The organism is Rhizobium jaguaris, from assembly GCF_003627755.1.
In the GTDB taxonomy this organism is placed as follows: domain Bacteria; phylum Pseudomonadota; class Alphaproteobacteria; order Rhizobiales; family Rhizobiaceae; genus Rhizobium; species Rhizobium jaguaris.
This window is the reverse complement of the sequence record NZ_CP032694.1, coordinates 1,910,000-1,928,819: the sequence shown is the minus strand read 5'-3', so window position 1 is coordinate 1,928,819 and position 18,820 is coordinate 1,910,000. Positions and strand designations below refer to the sequence as shown.

Below are 18,820 nucleotides of genomic sequence, written 5' to 3'. Positions count from 1 at the left end.
GCAGGGCCTGATTTCTTCAGGAAAGAAAACCGGATTATTCGGCGCTGTCTTCAGCAGCCTTCTTCTTCGGAGCGGCCTTCTTCTTCGGAGCAGCAGCTTCTTCGCCTTCGGCGGCGGCTTCGGTTGCTTCAGCCTTGGCGGCAGCCTTCTTCTTCGGAGCAGCCTTCTTGGCTGCCGGCTTGTCTTCCGTTTCGGCTTCGTCGTCAGCCAGCAGCGCTTCCTTGGAAACGGTCTTGTCGGTGACGTCGACTTCGGTCAGCAGGTGGTCGATGACCTTTTCTTCGAAGATCGGCGCGCGCAGGTTGGCGGAAGCGCCGGGCGTGTTGCGGAAGAATTCCAGGATTTCCTTTTCCTGGCCCGGGAACTGCTGGAGCTGCGCATAAAGGGCGCGCTGCAATTCGTCTTCGCTCACTTCGACGCCGGCCTTTTCGCCGATTTCAGAGAGAACGAGGCCGAGGCGGACGCGGCGCTCGGCGAGCTTGCGGTATTCTTCGCGAGCCTTCTCCTCGGTCGTATCTTCGTCTTCGAAGGTCTTGCCCGATTCGCTGAGATCGGCCTCGATCTGACGCCAGATGCTGGCGAATTCAGCTTCCACCAGCTTCTGCGGCGTGTCGAACTGGTACATCTCGTCGAGCTGGTCGAGGATCTGACGCTTGACCTTCTGGCGGGTGACCGAGCCGTACTGGCTTTCAATCTGGCCGCGAACGATTTCCTTCAGGCGGTCGGCGGATTCGATGCCGAGCTTGGAGGCGAGTTCGTCGTTGATTTCAATTTCGCCGGGAGCTGCGACTTCCTTCACCTTGATGTCGAAAGTGGCTTCCTTGCCGGCGAGGTTCTTGGCCGGGTAATCGACCGGGAACGTCACGGTGATGGTCTTCTCGTCGTCAGCCTTGAAGCCGACGAGCTGCTCTTCGAAGCCCGGGATGAAGCGGTTGGAGCCGAGGACGAGCTGAGCGTCTTCATCCTTGCCGCCTTCGAAGGCTTCGCCGTCGACCTTGCCGAGATAATCGATGGTGACGCGGTCGCCATCGGCGGCCTTGCCCTTCTTGGTCTCGTAGCTGCGGGCGCTTTCGGCGATCTTCAGGATCTGTTCGGTGACTTCGTCTTCGCTGATTTCAGCGACTTCACGGGTCACCTTGATGCCGTTGACCGGCTTCAGTTCGATCGCGGGGATGACTTCATAGGAGAGCGTGAATTCGAAATCGGCCTGAGCGGCGAGGATCTTTTCAGCCTCGTCCTTGTCCTCGGTCATGGCGATTTCCGGCTGGGTTGCCGACTTTTCGCCGCGCTCGGTCAGGATTGCCGGCGGCTGGTCACGAACGATCTCGTTAACGAGGTCGGCCATGATCGACTTGCCGTAAACCTTCTTCAGATGCGCAACCGGCACCTTGCCCGGACGGAAACCGTTGATACGGACCTTGTCCTTGACCTCGGCCAGGCGCTCGTTCATGCGAACTTCCATGTCCTTGGCCGGGATGACCACCTTGATTTCGCGCTTCAGCCCTTCAGCGAGCGTTTCGATAACCTGCATTGTCCTACCTTCATTCATGGCGGCCGTGCTCAGACAGCCGTTCGTTTCGATGAGCACGACGCCGGAAAATCCCGAGCGTGGCTTGGATGCAATTCCTCATCATTCTGCTAGAGCGCCGCGCGTTCGTGAACGCGCAAAAGGTCGCTCTACTCTTCTGAATCTAGGGCATCTTGTCCACTTTCCACTCGAAAGCGGGATGCTCTAGGCAAAATGGCGCTTCCAACAGCGGGTCAGGAGACAGACCGTTAAGCCTCCCCCGTCCACAAGGCAGCCTTGGTGCGGGTAGAGAGACTTGAACTCCCACGCCTTGCGGCACCAGAACCTAAATCTGGCGTGTCTACCAATTTCACCATACCCGCGTTCCCAAAACCGCACGGCAATGCCTGCCCATGGGGCCTTCCGGAGCGCGGCGTCTCTATATCACCCGTTTTAAACCACGCAAAGGAAAAATGACGGTTCCACGACCGTCCACGGATCTTGTTTGGTTTTATGCCGAAATCCTCTCAGTAAAGCGGCTCTTCGTAGACGGATTTGCCGTCCAAAAGCAGGCTTCTGATATGCGCCTCGCCATCGGCGGAAACGCGGGCGGCGATCGCAACACGGTCGTGATTGCGTGCATCCTCAATATTGTGGCCATCGCCCTCAGGCACATAATAGCGCTCGATGCCGTATGTGACCGAGATCGTAGCCTGCGGGGGCGGCGCGCTATCGCCATAAGAGAAATAGTCGAAAGGCAGGGTCTTGAGAACGACCGTGTCCGGTTTCGGTTCCAGCCTTCCGAAAGACGATTCGACGATGCCCCAATAGCCGTCATCCTGCCTCTTGAGGCGGACGGAAAGAACCTGGTTTTTCCTATTTTCCGTCGGTGCGCCGCCGATCAGGGTCGATACCGGCACGCGCGAAATATCGTAGTTCAGCGTCACGTAGTCGCCGCGCAGCAAATCGCGCGGATCGATCGGTGCGGTTTTCAACAGGACTTCGACGCCGCTCCTCAGGCCCCACGCCCTTTCGCCGACCATATAGCCGAGGACCGCCGTTTGCAGTGCTGCGACAACGATGGCAGCGATCCACATGCGACGGCTGAAATTGGGTGTAACGGAACTGATGTCACCTGTCGTCGTCATGCCTGCACGCCTTGCCTATCGCTATGGGGGCCGCTGCGATGGGAGAATCGCCGCTCCAGACGGATGACCAGCCAGGCGGCGATTGCGACTAGCGCGCCACAGATCAGGAAAAACCCCGACGTGCCGATGATCGAACCGACCGTCTCATTGGCAAGATAGAAGATTTCGCCAGCAAAGACGACGTAGGCAAGATAGCGCACTGGACCGTTGTCGCGGCCGCTCAGAATGATTGCAACAAGCGCGCTTGCCAGTGTCGCGAAGGCGAGCACGATAAGAGGCAGCTTGTTTTCAACCCATGTATTATTTTCAAAGACCCCATCGCTGATCTCCCCATGGATTGCGAAGAAGCCGATGGCGGCGATGAGGAAGGTATAAAAGGCAGGCGCGACGCCGGCAGTCCGCGCGATCCGCGTCAAGGGCGAAACCGGGAGGCTGGCGGCCAGGAAGGCGATCATGCCGGCGGCAGCAAACAGGATCGCCGCGCGCAGACCCCCGTACTGCGTGAAGATCCAGGTCAGCCAGCCGACAAGCATGAGATAGGCCAGATGCCGGGACGCAGGCGCATCGACATATCGCACGAGAGCGATCAGCACGGCCGCCATAACCGGCGGCGCCCACGGCATGATGCCGTACCATTCGTCATAGTGCTCCCAGAGATAGAGGCCGCAAAATCCCCAAGCCAGAAAACCGGCGAGAGCGACCTGCCCACCCGAGCGAAACAGCGCGGCGGCAACGCTGGCGGCCGCGAACCAGACAATCATCATCGTCAGTTCATCACCGGACAGATTATACATCTGACCGACCAGTGACATGGCGCCGCCGAAACTCATCGTGCCGAGAATCAGTAAGGCCGAGGCGAGGATCGAGCGTCTGAGCGAAAATGAATAGGCAGCGCCAAGATAAAAGGCCCAGATCAGCGCGATGAGCCCGAAGAGCCTGATGATCCGCGGTATCTGATCCCAATTCGACGCAACGAAGAGCAGGATCGCAGCTCCGACAAGAAGTGCGGCCATGACGGCAAGGACGCGACCGAGGCTGAAGCTAGCCGGGCGGCTGTCGTATTCGCTGAGAATCGCCGCCGCTGCCGGCGCGTCGACCAGCCCTTTATCCACCCAAACCTTTAGATCACGCTCCAGCCTGCCCCGGTACATTGCGCGCCTCTAAACCGCGATTCCCTCATCAAACTGTCTTATCACATATTAAGGGTGAGCGAGGTCGCTCATTCATCGCTGAAATTACCCTGTAATGCAGGCAAAATCGCACCATATTAATGCAGGGTTAAGGCTTCATTCGTTATAGTATGATCCGCAGGATGCAGAGCCTCGAAGGCATGCGTAATTCACATACCTCCCATGAAATTATTGCGCTGCACAAAAATCAAAAGTCATACTATTTTATGAGCATCGAAGGACGGCAGTGGCGTGCCGCTTCGGCGAAAGCCGGAAAGAGCTTGAGGAAGGATTTCCTCATATAGAATTCGGAGCCGCACACTCCTCCTCCCAGTGCGCTCCGATGGATTGACGACACTCCTCCTCCCAGTCGTCAATCACCACAAATGACGCCCACCGCATCCTCCTCCCGCGGTGGGCGTTATTTTTATCTGCTGATTAAATCGGTTAATATCTCGTGAATCGACAGATACGATCTGCAGGGCGCTTTTAAGCAGGCCTGCGCGTGCAAACAGCGCGAAAAAAGCAGTGTAGCAGGATTCTCTCCTTACAAGCGATCGACGCCCCAAACTCCGGCAGGGTCCATAACATCGTGTGAATCACGTTCGAATAAGAGCAACAACTGAGCAATTGCTCGGCATTTGAGCTGAAATGCGCACATTCGTCCGTTTTTCGGCTGACAAGCCGCCTTCACGCTGCCGTGACATGCACATAAAGCAGTCACTCTTTGAGGCAAATCGCCCGTGAGAAATGCATCATATGCATAGGTGGCATGAAGCATTCGCTCTTTTAGTTCTTGCAGCGCAGCATATATTCGCACTCATCAGATCGCGGACGGAACCAATCGCGGAACCGACAAGATCTCCAAACCCTCGAAAGGGATCTAAAATGAACCTGACCCGCTCTTTCAACAACTGGCGCAAGTATCGTCAGACCGTTACCGAACTTGGCCGTATGAGCACCCGCGAACTGCACGACCTCGGTATCGATCGCTCGGACATCCATCGCGTAGCTCGCGAAGCCACCGGCCGCTAATTACCGGATTGGCTTCGCTAAACAGCGACAGCCTTCACAACGCCCGTTGCGGACAACCGCGGCGGGCGTTCTTTTTTGCGCGTCGTTCGCGCCTGCAACAACGACCGTGCTGTCTAAAGCCATTCGCCCCGCACATGGCACATAAAATTTGAGCACTGATGGCTTTTTAGGCGTCATATTGCACAATTGCATGGCAGACGCCTTTTATTTGCACTGCAAAATATTCGTCCTCACGCCTATATGAGTGTCAAGCGCTGAGGCGGCAATCGTGCCGCTCGCAACCAGAATGACCGAGGACAAGACAATGAACCCGATTCGCATCGCCAAGAACTGGATTAGCTATCGCCGCACCCTGAACGAGCTCGGCAACCTTTCCGCCCAGACCCTGTCGGATATCGGCGTTAGCCGCTACGAAATCCGCAATATCGCTTCCCGCTCTTTCCGTTAATCGCAACGGACTGAGCAGACTGCCTCAAGACGGCGCTCTTCGGCGCCGTTTTTGATTCCGGCGACTAAAGCGCGTTGCGATCTCTGAGATTCGCTCTTTGCGTTTCAAGTTTTTGATCTTGCGCATATCGTTATCGCAAAACCGCCGCACAGTTTTGCGCGACATGCTTTAGCAAAGCAATTGGATCGCCGGCCCGCCCGTGGTAATGACGCGCGCATGACAAATACCAGCTCCTTTTCTCCTATCCACGTCATCGGCGGCGGTCTTGCCGGCTCCGAAGCCGCTTGGCAGATCGCCAGCGCCGGCGTACCCGTCATCCTGCATGAAATGCGCGGCGTGCGCGGTACCGAGGCGCACAAGACCGACGGTCTGGCAGAACTCGTTTGCTCAAATTCCTTCCGCTCCGACGATGCGACGAGCAACGCGGTCGGCGTTATCCACGCGGAAATGCGCCTGGCCGGCTCGCTGATCATGGCTGCGGCGGACAAGCATCAAGTTCCCGCCGGCGGCGCACTGGCCGTGGATCGCGATGGATTTTCGGCAGCCGTAACACAGGCCATCGAAAACCACCCGCTGATCACGGTCGTGCGCGAGGAGATCCGGGTTTGCCGCCGAAGGAATGGGACCAGGCGATCATCGCCACCGGTCCCTTGACCGCACCAGGGCTCGCCAGTGCGATCCAGGACGAGACCGGCGCGGATGCACTTGCCTTTTTCGACGCCATCGCGCCGATTGTCTATCGCGACAGCATCAACATGGACATTTGCTGGTACCAATCCCGTTACGACAAGGTCGGTCCCGGCGGCACGGGTAAGGACTACATCAACTGCCCGATGGACGAAGCCCAATACAATGCCTTCGTCGATGCGCTGGTTGCCGGCGATGCCGTTGGTTTCAAGGAATGGGAAGGCACGCCCTATTTCGACGGCTGCCTGCCAATCGAGGTTATGGCCGAGCGCGGGCGCGAGACGCTGCGCCACGGGCCGATGAAGCCGATGGGCTTGACCAACGCCCATAACCCAGGCGTCAAGGCCTATGCAGTCGTGCAGCTACGCCAGGACAATGCGCTCGGCACGCTCTACAACATGGTCGGCTTTCAGACGAAGCTGAAATATGGCGCACAAGCCGAGATTTTCCGGCTGATACCGGGCCTTGAGAACGCCGAATTCGCGCGGCTCGGTGGCCTGCACCGCAACACCTACATCAATTCCCCGACCCTGCTCGACCGCTCGCTGATGTTGATATCACGGCCGGGCCTGCGTTTTGCCGGCCAGATCACCGGCTGCGAAGGCTATGTCGAAAGCGCCAGCATCGGCCTGCTCGCCGGTCGCTTCGCGGCTGCCGAGCGCAAGGGCCACTCGCCGTCCTTGCCACCGGACACGACGGCGCTGGGTTCGCTGCTCAACCACATTACCGGCGGCCACATCGTTTCCGATGAAGAGCCGGGCAAACGCTCCTTCCAGCCAATGAACATCAATTTCGGGCTGTTTCCGGAACTGCAGCCGGGCTCGATCGTCAAACCAGAGGGCATCAAGCGCTTCCGCGGCAAGGACAAGACGATCATGAAACGGCAACTCATCGCCAAGCGGGCGCTTGCAGATTGCGCTGAATGGCTCGGCGTTCAGGCGCCCACGATGGCCGAAAGCGCCTGAGCCCTTCTCAAGCCTTTGCCGCCGGCTTGGTTGCCGATGGCTTTGGATCATCGCTCGCAACATAATTGCCAAGCAGCCAGAGTGAAACCTCGGCGGCTTCGGCCGGCGTGGCGAATTCGAACGTGCCGTTGTGATGCGGAGCGTCAAGGAACTCGACGGTTAGACCACGACCGGTTCCTGAATCCTTGGCGCGCGCCCTGCCCGACTCGATCAGATGAACGGCGAAGTGATTGCGCAGGCTACGCATGAAGCCGGCCTTGTCGTCATGAAGGCGTACGAAAACGGCCTGGCCATTGGCCGTGGTCTGCAATTGCCGGATCGCCTCCGTCGGAAAAGCGCGGCCGAATTCAAGAATGGCAAGGCCAGTATCGTGCAAACCATCTTCCTTGTTCTGCGACGCCATGCGCGTTGCAAAGAAGGCAAAGAAAACGACGATCGCAAAGAGTATGCACCAGACAATGATGCCCATGCGGCTCTCCTAGAGCAATTCCAGGAAAAGTGCGAAGCGGTTTTCCGTCCGGAATTGCGTAAAAACAAAGGGACAGAGCGGGAAAGCGATTCCGTGAAACGCTGAACCGCTCTGGGATGCAGGCAAATGGTTCGGCCATCCTCATAGACCCCGAGACTTGCGCGAACGTGGTCGGTTTCAGATTTTCTTGGACATCGAGGCTCGCGCCATGCGCATCTGCCGGCGCCACTGCGGCTGGAGGACAGACCGCTCGAACACCTTGGCACCCAGGGTCTGTGCGCGTTTCAGCACAGGCTCTGCCAGAACGACCGGCACGAAAGCCGGAAATACCCTTGGCGAGATATTGCCGGCAGACCTAGCCTTCGCCAGGTGTTCGCGACCGAGGCCAGCGAAAGCCTCGATGGCGGCGGAAATCCGTGCCGTATCCTTGCCCTCTAGGAAGCTATCGCGGTCAAGGCCCGTCGCCGTCAGAATCTCCAGCGGCAGATAAAGCTGACCGCGGCGGCGATGTAACGGCATGAGTAACAAGAGCCCGGCAATCGCCTGCGCCACGCCGGCATGGCCGGCGGCGTCGGCTGAGCGAGGGGCATCCTCCGGCGACAGCACAAGGCTTGCAAGCTGGATCAGCGCCGACGCGGTCTCGCCGGCATAGCCTTCCAGCGTACCGCGTGTTTCCATCGGATCGTCGTAGAGATCTAAGATACGTGCATCGATCATATCGATCAGTGTTTGACGTGGCAGCCGATGCAACTCAATCGCGGCAAGCAGTTCGGCGGCGATGGGATTGGCAGCACTCGATCCATGCGCCTGCCCTTCAAGCAGATCACGCCAATATTGCATGCGCACTTCGCCCGGCAAGGGCTCATGGACGAGATCGCGAATGCGCGCCAGCTCGGCATTGAAGGCATAAAGTGCCGCTAGGGCGCCGCGCCTATCCTCCGGCGCCAGCAAGCAGGCGAGATAACGGTCGCGATCGGTGTCGCGAAGCGTCGCCAGGCAAAGATCCTGGTTGCTACGGGGCGCAGCTCCTGTCGTCATGTCCTTGCGCGATCCTCGTCAAACGGCGATCAGCGCCGCGGCCACGGCGCGCGACTCGGACAGCATGATGTTGAATGTGCGCACCGCCGCACCCGTGCTCATCGCATCGGAAGAAATCTGCTTGGCGCGCAGCGCCGCTTTGAGCTCCGAGGGTAATGGCCGGAGGTCCATGCCGGTGCCGACCAGCAATACTTCGATCTCGGCCGCCTCTTCGAGCACTTTCTGAAAATGCGCCGGCGTCAGCGCGTCCTCCAGCGTCATGTCCCAGCCATAAATGCCAGAGGGCAGGCATAGCAGCGAGCCGCGATGCGACATGTCGGCAAATCGAAAGCCGCCATTGCCATATGCGTCGATCGGTGCGCGGCCGGGAAAATGCGCGTTCCGTATTTCTATGCCTTTTGCCACTCTGTCACACCGCTGGTTTGCCTGATTGTACGTCGCCCCCTGCCTGTCCCTTATTTTCGCCACCAGCCTGGAATTTGTCCGGGCGCAGCTTGAAGACGATCAGGACCGGTGCCGCGATATAGATCGACGAGAAAGTGCCGACCGCGACGCCAAAGAGCAGGACGAAGGTGAAGGAGCGAATCACCTCGCCGCCGAATATATACAGCGCGAGGAGCGCCAGCAAAGTCGTCGCGGAGGTTAGGACCGTGCGCGACAGCGTCTGATTGATCGAAGCATCGATCAGGATCGGCAACGGCATCTTCGAATAGCGCCGCAGATTTTCGCGCATCCGGTCATAGACGACGACCGTGTCGTTCAGCGAATAGCCGACGATGGTCAAAAGGGCGGCAATGCCCGTCATGTTGAATTCCATGCCGGTCAGCACGAAAAGGCCAAGCGTCAGGATGACGTCATGCAGCGTCGCGACGATCGCGCCGACTGCAAACTGCCATTCGAAACGCAGCCAGATATAGATGAGGATCGCTGCCAGCGCCGCCAGAACGGCGAACGAGGCCGTCGTGCTGATCTCGCCGGAGACTGCCGGGCCGACGACCTCGACACGGGAGAAATCGTACTCCTTGCCTAGCTCGTCGCGCACGAGGGTCACGGCGGATTGTTCGGCATTCTCGCCGCCCTGCTGTGCATGCACCCGGATCACGGCGCTTAGTCGATCGTCCAACCGATCGACCTGCACATCGCCCGGAACGACGTTCTGCAGGCGTGATTGAATATTGGCCGGATCGGCAACGCCCTGCTTGGCGCGAACCTCGATGATCGAGCCGCCGGTGAAATCGATACCGAGATGCATGCCGATCGTCGCGAAGGCAAGCAGAGTTGCTATCGACAACGCCGCCGACACCGTAAACGTATAGCGGCGGATGCCCATGAAACGGATATTTGCGCCGTCGAAGATGCCGCTTCGCACACCCGCCAGCAGCACGCGCGGTTTGCGATGCGAAATCCAGGCGTCGACGAGTGAACGCGTGACGAAGCAAGCCGTAAAGAAGGTGGTGAAAACGCCGGTTATCAACGTTGCGGCAAAGCCACGAACCGCGCCGCTGCTGACATAGAAAAGGATGGCGGCAACGATGAGCACCGTCAGATTGGCGTCGGCAACGGTTGCGACCGCCCTGTTGAAGCCGTGGCGCAGCGCATCGACGAGGAGATGCGTCTTCTTTTCCTCTTCCCGGACGCGCTCGTAGATCAAAACATTGGCGTCGAGCGCGATGCCGATGATGAGGACGATGGCGGCAATCCCCGGCAGGGTCAGGGTAATGCCGAACAGCCCCATGATTGCCAGAACCATTATGATATTGATGACAAGCGCGATCGTCGCGGCGACACCGAGCAGCCCGTAGAAGCCGATCATCAGCGCGGCGACAAAGATGGAGGCGACAATGCAGGCAGTGATGCCGGAGCGCATCGTTTCATTACCGAGCCCGGGCTTGATGGTCCGTTCTTCGACCGTCGTCAGTGTCGCCGGCAGCGGGCCGGACTTCAGCATGACGGCCAAATCCTGTGCGCCCTGCGCGGTGAAATCACCTGGGATATCGATATCGCCAGTGGTAATTGCTGTCTTCAATGCAGCGGCCGAAAGAACCTGATCGTCAAGCACCACCACGACGTTCTTGCCGAGATTGGCCGCGGTCGCCTGTGCGAAACGGCTGGCCGCCTCCGGCGTCAGTTTGACGGAGATATTGCCATCATTGTTTTGAGTATTGGATACCGCTACGGCGTCGGCAAAGTCGATATTCGAGAGGAGAGGTTGCTTCTGAACGAGGTAACCGGCAGGCGGGTCATCTTCCGAGAACAGGACCTCCGAACCGGCGGGTGGACGGCCGTTCATGGCGTCCTGCACCTGCATAGATTGATCCACGAGGCGGAAGCTGAGCTGCGCAGGCTGGTTCAGAAGGTTCTTAAGGCGCTGTGGATCGGGAAGGCCCGGCACCTGGATGACGACACGGTCCGCCCCCTGCCGGCGAATGAGCGGTTCGCCGACGCCCAACTGAGCGATGCGGTTGCGGATGACTTTGAGCGACCGTGTCATGGCTGCGGAAACGCGCTCATTTATGCCGGCGTCGCTGATATCGATCGCAATAGCGCCATTATCACCCTGCGACAGGACCGCTCCGGGCCTGCCGTTGGCACTGGTGATCGGTTTCAGGGCATTCATCGCGGCCTGCACCTGCGCCGGATCGTTGATGCGGAGCTGGATCTTCTGGCCGGTGCCTGTCAGACCTGAATAGCCGATATTGACCGTGCGCAACCTGGCGCTGATGTCACCGACTACCGTCTCCAGCCGGTCTCTGATCACATCGCCACGCTCGATCTTGAGCATGATATGCGAGCCGCCCTGAAGATCGAGCCCAAGCTCGATTTTCCGTTGCGTAAACCAGGCTGGAAAGGCGGAAAGCTGCTGATCGCTGAGCAGATTGGGCACGGCAAGGAGTACGCTCAAGAGAACGGCGAACCAGATTAGGACGGTCTTCCACCAGGAGACGTGCAGCATCGCTCTCTCGAGTTTTGGCTTCTTACTGCGCCCCCAACATTCGCCGAGACACGTAAAGGCGCAGTAACACTTTGAATTTGCGCACAGTTCTCTTCGAAAGTCGAATCCGATTTTCGAAACCGGGCTTTAGCTTGGTAAGCCGCTTCGAACCGCCTCTCTGTCAAGCCTTACGCTGCGTCAGCCTTGACCGGCTCGCCCTTAACGCGCACTTCCGAGATAGCGCTGCGAACGACGCGGATGCGGACGCCTTCGGCGATTTCGACTTCCAGTTCCTTGTCGTCGACGACCTTGGTAACCTTGCCGACGATACCGCCGCCGGTGACGATCTGGTCGCCGCGACGGATGTTCTTCAGGACTTCCTCACGCTTCTTAGCCTGCGTACGCTGCGGGCGAATAAGAAGGAAATACCAAACCACCATCAGCGGCACAAACAGGATGATCATTTCAAAGCCGGAACCGCCGAAGACGCCTGCGGCTGAATCTGTCGCGCTCTGCGCATATGCGTTGGTGATAAACATCGAGAACTCCCTTGAACTCCTAGCGGGAACGGGCCCCGCGTCAGGTGGCCGGAATATAGTTGCGATCATAGCGAATGCAACAAAAACAGCCGCGAACCGTACTGTTTTCCCGGCCTCTTAGCCTTTCGGCCCCGGAAGGAGCATGGTACCGGCAGCACAGGGAGCATTTTACTCCTTTCCCGACTAACGTTCTGGAGGAAAAACGGTGACCGAAGATCAAAACAAGCTGATCCTTGCGGAAGTTCGCCGCCTCGCCGACGCACTCGAACGCCTCGCCGGCCCGGCGCCGGCCGTCAACGATTGGAACGCGGCCGATTGCTTCGTCTGGGCGCCGGCTCGGCTCTATCTGCAGCCTGTCGCAAGGCCGAACCGCGTGGAACTGGCCCTGATCCGCGGCGTCGACCATGTGCGCGACATTCTCCACGAGAACACGTTGCGCTTCGCGGAAGGTTTCGCCGCCAATAACGTGTTGCTCTGGGGTGCGCGCGGCATGGGCAAGTCGTCGCTCGTCAAGGCCGTGCATGAGGATGTGCGCCGCGCCACCGGCGTCTCGCTGAAGCTGGTCGAAGTGCATCGTGAGGACATCTCCTCCTTGCCTGTGCTGCTCGATATCCTGAAAGATACGCCGCATCGCATCATCGTCTTCTGCGACGACCTTTCCTTCGATCACGACGACACCGCATACAAGTCGCTGAAGGCGGCACTGGACGGTGGTGTCGAGGGACGGCCAGACAACGTGCTGTTCTACGCCACATCGAACCGCCGCCACTTGCTGCCTCGGAATATGATGGAAAACGAGCAATCGACGGCGATCAACCCGTCGGAAGCCGTCGAGGAAAAGGTGTCGCTCTCCGACCGCTTCGGCCTATGGCTCGGCTTCCACAAGTGCAGCCAGGAAGACTATCTGCTGATGATCGACGGCTATGCCGATCACTTCAAGCTCCCCCTCGATCGCGCCCAGATGCACCGCGAGGCGCTGGAATGGGCGACGACACGCGGCGCCCGGTCCGGACGCGTGGCGTGGCAATATATCCAGGATCTGGCCGGGCGGCAGCGAATGGTGCTGGAGCGGGATTGAGGCGCCGGCGACTCAACGGCCGCCGGCCTTAGGTCTGTTCAACCCCAAGTCTGAATACGCCTCTAAATCAAGGTACTGAGGTAGGAAGCGGCTTTCCGCCGCTTCCTACTTTTCGTCATCCGACCCTAGCCTTTTCCGCGGCTGCCACCCAGTTCTCGTAGGGGCGCCGGAAGGTGGGAACCCTATCCGCGACATCGGGAAATTTGCCGAAAGACTTGTGCGGCTCAGCCTGGTACCAGAAGGCCACAGAGGAAAGATCGTCGGAGCGGCGGTTGGCATGGCCATGTTCGATCGTCACGCGAATGCGCTTGTGAAAGATAATCGGATCCTCGATATGCCAGCGGTAGAGCGTCACCGGCTCGGTCCAGTTCGGCCCGCCGGCTGAAATGATGCCGTGATAGGGGGCGCTGTAATCCTGGGTCGGGCACCAGGCGGTGTTGAAATAATCTTCCGTGCCGGTGCCGTGCAGGGTCGGCGGCCAGGCATCGTTGGCGCCTTCTACCGATTCTGGGCGCGCGTCGATCAAAGCCGCCTTCGGACCGATGCGTGGATCCGGCTTGCGAACCGTGTCGGGAACCGAGATTCCCGGCTCGCCGTCAACGAAAATCATGTCGTCGCCCTCGCCATACCAATCCCAGATTTCGGAGCGTCGACGGGAATAGACGCTGAAGAGCACGCCGATATAGTGGCCATGCCCGACCGCATCGAGGATCGTATAATTGTCCTTGCCGTCAACCGTTTCGCCGCCGAACAGAAACTGTTCGTTGGTGAGGCCGTGCTCGTCCGCGCCCTTCGGCCGGTCCTGCCGGTATTGCGCATGCAGGCGCCCGAGGCCTTCCTCGAGGGCGTCATGCAGTTCGAGGTCGATGTAGTAGTAGAACAAAAGATCGTCTTCGGCCTCGTTGGTGATGGTGAACTTCATGTGTGAACCGAAGGGCATCGGCAGATAGCAGTTGAAGGCCTTGCCGTCCTCGGGGCTCGCCTGCATCGGCAGGCTGACATAGGTCTTTGTCCGCGCGTGGCCCATGCAGAAGAAATCGCCGATCGGCGCTTCGATGCTGGGCTCGCTTTCACCATCCCAATAGGCGCGGATGACGATCTTGCGCAGGAAACTCTCGCTTTCGCAGGCAAGCGTCGCCCAGATATGGGTGACGATGCCGGCACCTGCATGTTCGGCGATCACAACCGTCTTGCCAGGCTCGATATGCAGTCGGTCGTCATTGCCGCCAGTCCGGTCATAGCTGGAAAAACGGCGGCTCTTGGCCTTGCGCAATTTGGCAAGCCCCCTGAGTGGCGAAAGGCCGGCATCGGTCATCCTTGTCTCCTATGTCTTGCAGCGCCAGCGGCTATTTGAGGCCGCTGGTCTTGAGGGAATCCATGATTTGCCGCTGGAAAATCACGAAAAGAACGAGGGTTGGAATGGCAATGATGGTCGAGGCCGCCATCATGTAGTTCCAGGATGCGGAATATTGGCTCTTGAAATTGGCGATACCGACCTGCACGACCCACAGCTTCTGATCAGACGCGATGGTCAGCGGCCAGAGGAAGGCGTTCCAATTGGCAAGGAAGAAGAGGATCGCCAAGGCCGACATGATCGGCCTGCTGAGCGGCAGAATGATGCTCCAGTAGATGCGCCAATATCCGGCGCCATCGATGCGGGCTGCCTCTTCGATCTCCCGCGGCAGCGACAGGTAATATTGCCGCAGCAGGAAGATACCGAAGGCATTGAAAATCGCGGGGACGATCAGCCCCGCATAGCTGTTGAGCATGCCCATCGCCCTGACGATGATGAACAGCGGCACGATGATGACGGGAAGCGATATCAGAAAAGTGGAGAATATCGCGAGGAAGATGAGCTCTCGGCCCGGAAAGCGCAGCCGGGCGAGCGCATAACCTGCCATCGTGTGAAAGAACAGCGCCACGACGGTCACGGTTGCCGACACGAAGAAGCTGTTTAGCATATAGCGGATGAAGGGAACACCGGTCAGCACGTAGATGAAGTTGTCGAACGTAGGCGCTTGCGGGATCAGGTTCGATGAGAAGGCTTCGGGGGCGGGCTTGAAGGCCATCGACACCATCCAGAACAGCGGAAACAGCGTCATCAATGCCAATATGGTCGTCACTACCATCCAGACGACACGCACGACGGTCACCTGTGAACGGGAGAAATAGGCGCTCTGCCGATGCTCAGTCATAGTTGAAGCGCCCCCCTCGCGTGAACAGGAAGAGAAGCCCGGTGACCAGCATCAGCACGGAGGCCATGGCGGCGGCATAGCCGAAGGCACCGAAAGCAAAGGCTTGCTGATAGATGTAGACGATGAGCACGGCAGTCGAATTGGCAGGGCCGCCCTTGGTCATGATGTAGATGATGTCGAAGGCCTGGGCGCCGGCGACTGCAGCGACCATGGAGACCATGATCACAAAGAAACTGGTGGGCTTGAGCAGGGGCATGGTGATGAACCAGAAGCGTGCGACCGGCCCTGCCCCATCAATTTTCGCCGCTTCGTAATATTCGGCCGGGATATCCTGCAAGCCGCCGAGGAAGATCAGCATATAGAAGCCCATAAGGAACCACAGGCTGACGAAGGCGATGGTCAGCAACGCAAAATGGGGATCGCCGAGAAAAGAGACAGCACCAGCCCCCAGCATCGACATCAGACGGCTGATGAGGCCGATCTTGTCGATCACCATGAACTGCCAGACGACCGCGACGACGACGAGACTCACCATCTGCGGCGCGAAAAACATGGCGCGCATGACGCTGTTGAAGCGGTTGGTCGTCTGCACCAGGAGAGCCAGCCCCAGTCCGCAGACGTAGAGTGACGGCACCAGCACGACCGCATAGAGCAGGGTCGCACGCAGTGCCGTCCAGAACAGCGGATCACGATACATCCGCACATAGTTTCCGAAGCCCACGAAGCGATAGGCGCCGAAGCCGTTGACCTCGAAGAAGCCGAGAACCAGGGACAGGACCATCGGCATACCGAGGAAGACGAGAAGCCCGAGGGCGTCCGGCAGGATGAAGATATAACCTGCCAGCCACTCCTGATGCTTTGCGGAAAGGCCTCGTCGTGCAACGGGCTTCGAATGTACAATCATATCGGCCATACCGGCTCTCACGGGCATTTAAAAGCAAGGAAGGTCGCGCGTCCTGCGCGGCCGGATGGCGGGCGCCGTCACAGGATGGGGGCGCCGCTGTAAGACCCCAGAAATGCATCCAACTGCTGGGATGCAGCCGTAGCGGTCGCCTGCGGGTCTGCACCGCCGAGCTGCGTCTGCTGGATTGCGTCCGAGATGATCTTGTAGACCTCCGGCGGCAGACGCGGCTCGGCGCGGATGCCCGGATAGATGTTCTTGGCGAAGGTGCCGATCATGCCTTGGTCGAAGTCGGCCTTGCCGGCCTCGAGCGCGCTCTTGCGCGGCGGCATGTCGGATTTGCCCTTGGTGCACCAGTCGACGACACGACCGACCGAGCCCTTGTCCGCTGAGGCCAGGGCCCAGGCGCAGAAGGCGGCGGCGGCATCGGGATTCTTACCCTTTGCATTGGCGACGAAAGCCCAGCCGCCGCCGACCGTCACATATTTGCCATTGGGCGGCGTCGGCAGCTTGAAGACCCCATATTTGAAATCCTTGGCATTGTTGGCGAGCTGCGAAATGCCCCAGATGCCAACATTCTGCATGGCGACATAACCGGCGGCGAGATTGGCGACGGTGTCATTGGCACCCGTGCCCATAACCTGCCGCGGCGCTACGCCGGAGTTGACGGCATCCTGCCAGAATTTCAATGCTTGGACGGTCGCCGGCGAATCGAAGGCGCTCTTGCCGTCCTCGGTTTGGAATTCGCCGCCGCCCTGCCACAGGAAAGGGTACCAGGTGAAATTCTGGTAGTAGCCAGGCTGAGTCTCGAAAAGAACGCCATAACGGTTGGCGGTCGTCAGCTTTTTCGCCAGCTGCAGCAGTTGCTCCCATGTCGCCGGAATATCGTTCTCGTTGAGGCCAGCCTCCTCGAAGGCTTTGACCGAATAGTACATGGCCATCGGCTCGACCTCCATCGGGAGGCCGTAGATCTTGCCGTCGACCATGCGATTGGCAATGACGTTTTCAGGGAAATCTGCCTTGGCGGCATCATCGATATGCGGCGTCAGATCCTGAAGCACTCCGCCGTTGTAGTAGCGCAGGAAATCGCCGGGCGAGATCAGGAAGACATCCGGCCCCTCCCCTGAGGCAAAGGCGGTCGCAAGCTTCGGGCCGTTCACGTATTCGGAGGTCGGGATATATTCGAGCTCGATCTTCTGCTCGTGGCTGTCGTTCCAGTTTGACACCGTCTTGTCGAACCAGTCGATCTGGGTCTTCACCGGGCCGCCCGGCGCGTAGAACTGCCAAAATTTCAAAGGCGCGCTCTGAGCCCGCACCGCCATCTTATTGATGAAAGGAAAGCCGGTCAGCCCACCGGCTACGCCTGCAGCGGCAAAGGTCGCGCCTCGCTGCAAAAGGATGCGGCGGGAAAGTCCGCCAGGCTTCTTGCTCTTATCAGTCATTATTTCCTCCCTTGGTTTGTTCGATCTCTTCCGCACCATCGGCTCCTCTTTCGATGGCGTGGCGTATTGCTTCATGCTGTATCGAATGGATGCAGGATGCAGGGGACGACGTCCGCCCGCGGTTCACCCGCATATCTGCCGCTTAACCTTTCCAGCAGCATTTCCGTCGCGCGACGCGCAAGTTCCGAAGGCGTATTGCCGACGCGCGTTACCCGCGGCCGCACATATTCCAGCTGCGGCTGATCTCCGAAAACCGCCAGTGCGATGTCCTCAGGAATGCGGATACCGCGGTCGTAAAACTCCGCCAGTGCCGCTGCGGCCATCAGGTAGTTGCCGAAGAAGACCGCAGACGGCAGATCGTTCCCATATTTCGACAACAGCCAGTCGACCGCCTCGTTTCCGGCGGGCGGAAGATAGGTGCCCTCATAACGCAACTCGGCAATCGGCGGAGCGCCATGATCCGCAAGGCCCTTTTCGAAGCCCGCCGCGCGCGCCATCGCCTCGGCAAAAAAGGAGGGACCAGTGACATGCGCCACGCGGCGATGGCCCTTGGAGGCGAGATAGGCACCCATCTGATAGCCGCCGCCGAAATCGTCGATCCTGACGCTGTCGACGGCCCGGTTAGGCAAATCACCAATAAAGACTGTCGGGATATCGAGGCCGATCAGGGCATCGTGCTTGCCATGCAAGGCAAAGTCGCCGACGATTAGTCCGTCGATGCGTCGATTGCTGATCTGGCGAAGATAGAGTCGCCCGTGATCCTGCGAATGGCCTCCCGGCACGTCCGTATTGAAAATCAGCATGTCGAGACCGACACGTTCCAGCTCCGATTGGGCCGTTTTGACGAGCTCCGGATAGAAGGGGTTGCTGATATCGGGGATCAGCATCGCCACGATATTGGTGCGTCCGGTCCTCAGGCTCTGCGCCTGCGGATTGGGAACATAGCCCAGTTCCTCGATCGCCGCCTGAACCTTGGCGCGCAGAGACGCCGAAACGCGGTCCGCATGATTGATGACATGCGACACGGTCGTCGGTGACACCCCTGCTCTCTTCGCAACTTTTGCAATCGTGCTCATATCGGCCTTATACGGCATAAAAATCGATTTGCAAATGCATTTGCAAATCGATTTTTAGCAGAATGTGGAGAAGACTCAAGAATGGTGGCCGCCTGCGCCGAAATTGCCAGGGCCGGAAAGAAGGTCCGATTGCCCCAAAACGACAAAAAGCCCGGTGGTGACCGGGCTTTTTGCAGACTCCTTGAGACGCA

At 59.0% G+C, this 18,820-nt stretch carries 16 protein-coding genes, 1 tRNA gene and 1 pseudogene; 4 read left to right on the top strand and 14 right to left on the bottom strand.

The window, feature by feature from the left end:
• Window positions 1-34 precede the first annotated feature (34 nt).
• From tig to CCGE525_RS09445, 4 genes are all read right to left on the bottom strand, one after another.
• Window positions 35-1,531: a trigger factor gene (tig, locus tag CCGE525_RS09460; protein ID WP_120706346.1), complete on the bottom strand. Its 1,497-nt coding sequence runs from the start codon at window positions 1,529-1,531 to the stop codon at window positions 35-37.
• A 274-nt stretch (window positions 1,532-1,805) separates the two neighbouring features.
• Window positions 1,806-1,890: transfer RNA gene (locus CCGE525_RS09455), tRNA-Leu, on the bottom strand.
• Window positions 1,891-2,034: 144 nt separating this feature from the next.
• Entirely contained in the window at window positions 2,035-2,655 is a 621-nt protein-coding gene (locus CCGE525_RS09450) for a GDYXXLXY domain-containing protein (RefSeq protein ID WP_120704034.1), read from the bottom strand.
• Window positions 2,652-3,806, bottom strand: coding sequence for a DUF2157 domain-containing protein (locus CCGE525_RS09445; protein ID WP_120704033.1), 1,155 nt, complete (start codon window positions 3,804-3,806; stop codon window positions 2,652-2,654). Before CCGE525_RS09445 ends, CCGE525_RS09450 begins: the two co-directional genes overlap by 4 nt.
• Before the next feature lie 906 nt (window positions 3,807-4,712).
• Between CCGE525_RS09445 and CCGE525_RS09440 the strand changes: the two genes are divergently transcribed.
• From CCGE525_RS09440 to trmFO, 3 genes and pseudogenes are all read left to right on the top strand, one after another.
• A complete protein-coding gene (locus CCGE525_RS09440) occupies window positions 4,713-4,859 on the top strand; it encodes a DUF1127 domain-containing protein (RefSeq protein WP_007690983.1) in 147 nt (48 codons plus the stop codon).
• Between the two features lie 304 nt (window positions 4,860-5,163).
• A complete protein-coding gene (locus CCGE525_RS09435) occupies window positions 5,164-5,307 on the top strand; it encodes a DUF1127 domain-containing protein (RefSeq protein ID WP_120706345.1) in 144 nt (47 codons plus the stop codon).
• A gap of 216 nt (window positions 5,308-5,523) precedes the next feature.
• A pseudogene (gene trmFO, locus CCGE525_RS09430) lies at window positions 5,524-6,959 on the top strand (methylenetetrahydrofolate--tRNA-(uracil(54)-C(5))-methyltransferase (FADH(2)-oxidizing) TrmFO).
• Between the two features lie 7 nt (window positions 6,960-6,966).
• On the opposite strand, the gene CCGE525_RS09425 reads toward trmFO, so the two are convergent.
• The 5 genes from CCGE525_RS09425 to yajC form a co-directional block, all read right to left on the bottom strand.
• On the bottom strand, window positions 6,967-7,428 hold the full coding sequence (locus tag CCGE525_RS09425; protein WP_120704032.1) for a hypothetical protein: 462 nt from the start codon (window positions 7,426-7,428) through the stop codon (window positions 6,967-6,969).
• A 177-nt stretch (window positions 7,429-7,605) separates the two neighbouring features.
• Window positions 7,606-8,466, bottom strand: a complete 861-nt coding sequence (locus tag CCGE525_RS09420; RefSeq protein WP_120704031.1) for a phytoene/squalene synthase family protein — start codon at window positions 8,464-8,466, stop codon at window positions 7,606-7,608.
• Window positions 8,467-8,484: 18 nt separating this feature from the next.
• Window positions 8,485-8,871 (bottom strand): Mth938-like domain-containing protein, encoded by a 387-nt coding sequence (locus CCGE525_RS09415; protein WP_120704030.1) that lies wholly within the window; start codon window positions 8,869-8,871, stop codon window positions 8,485-8,487.
• 4 nt (window positions 8,872-8,875) lie between these two features.
• The gene (gene secDF / locus CCGE525_RS09410) at window positions 8,876-11,419 is read right to left on the bottom strand and encodes a protein translocase subunit SecDF (protein ID WP_120704029.1); all 2,544 of its coding nucleotides are present in this window, start codon (window positions 11,417-11,419) and stop codon (window positions 8,876-8,878) included.
• 167 nt (window positions 11,420-11,586) lie between these two features.
• Complete coding sequence (gene yajC / locus CCGE525_RS09405) at window positions 11,587-11,937, bottom strand: preprotein translocase subunit YajC (RefSeq protein ID WP_120704028.1); 351 nt, start codon at window positions 11,935-11,937, stop codon at window positions 11,587-11,589.
• Window positions 11,938-12,142: 205 nt separating this feature from the next.
• Here yajC and CCGE525_RS09400 point away from each other — a divergent pair, with 205 nt between their 5' ends.
• Window positions 12,143-13,015 (top strand): ATP-binding protein, encoded by an 873-nt coding sequence (locus CCGE525_RS09400; RefSeq protein ID WP_120704027.1) that lies wholly within the window; start codon window positions 12,143-12,145, stop codon window positions 13,013-13,015.
• A 115-nt stretch (window positions 13,016-13,130) separates the two neighbouring features.
• On the opposite strand, the gene CCGE525_RS09395 is transcribed toward CCGE525_RS09400, so the two are convergent.
• The 5 genes from CCGE525_RS09395 to CCGE525_RS09375 form a co-directional block, all read right to left on the bottom strand.
• Window positions 13,131-14,330 (bottom strand): glycoside hydrolase family 172 protein, encoded by a 1,200-nt coding sequence (locus CCGE525_RS09395; RefSeq protein WP_120704026.1) that lies wholly within the window; start codon window positions 14,328-14,330, stop codon window positions 13,131-13,133.
• Window positions 14,331-14,361: 31 nt separating this feature from the next.
• The gene (locus CCGE525_RS09390) at window positions 14,362-15,210 is read right to left on the bottom strand and encodes a carbohydrate ABC transporter permease (RefSeq protein WP_120704025.1); all 849 of its coding nucleotides are present in this window, start codon (window positions 15,208-15,210) and stop codon (window positions 14,362-14,364) included.
• Window positions 15,203-16,123, bottom strand: a complete 921-nt coding sequence (locus tag CCGE525_RS09385) for a carbohydrate ABC transporter permease (RefSeq protein WP_120704024.1) — start codon at window positions 16,121-16,123, stop codon at window positions 15,203-15,205. The genes CCGE525_RS09390 and CCGE525_RS09385 overlap by 8 nt, the downstream gene beginning before the upstream one ends.
• Window positions 16,124-16,191: 68 nt before the next feature.
• Entirely contained in the window at window positions 16,192-17,553 is a 1,362-nt protein-coding gene (locus tag CCGE525_RS09380) for an ABC transporter substrate-binding protein (RefSeq protein ID WP_120704023.1), read from the bottom strand.
• Window positions 17,554-17,624: 71 nt separating this feature from the next.
• Window positions 17,625-18,629: a LacI family DNA-binding transcriptional regulator gene (locus CCGE525_RS09375; RefSeq protein WP_120706344.1), complete on the bottom strand. Its 1,005-nt coding sequence runs from the start codon at window positions 18,627-18,629 to the stop codon at window positions 17,625-17,627.
• Window positions 18,630-18,820: the final 191 nt, after the last annotated feature.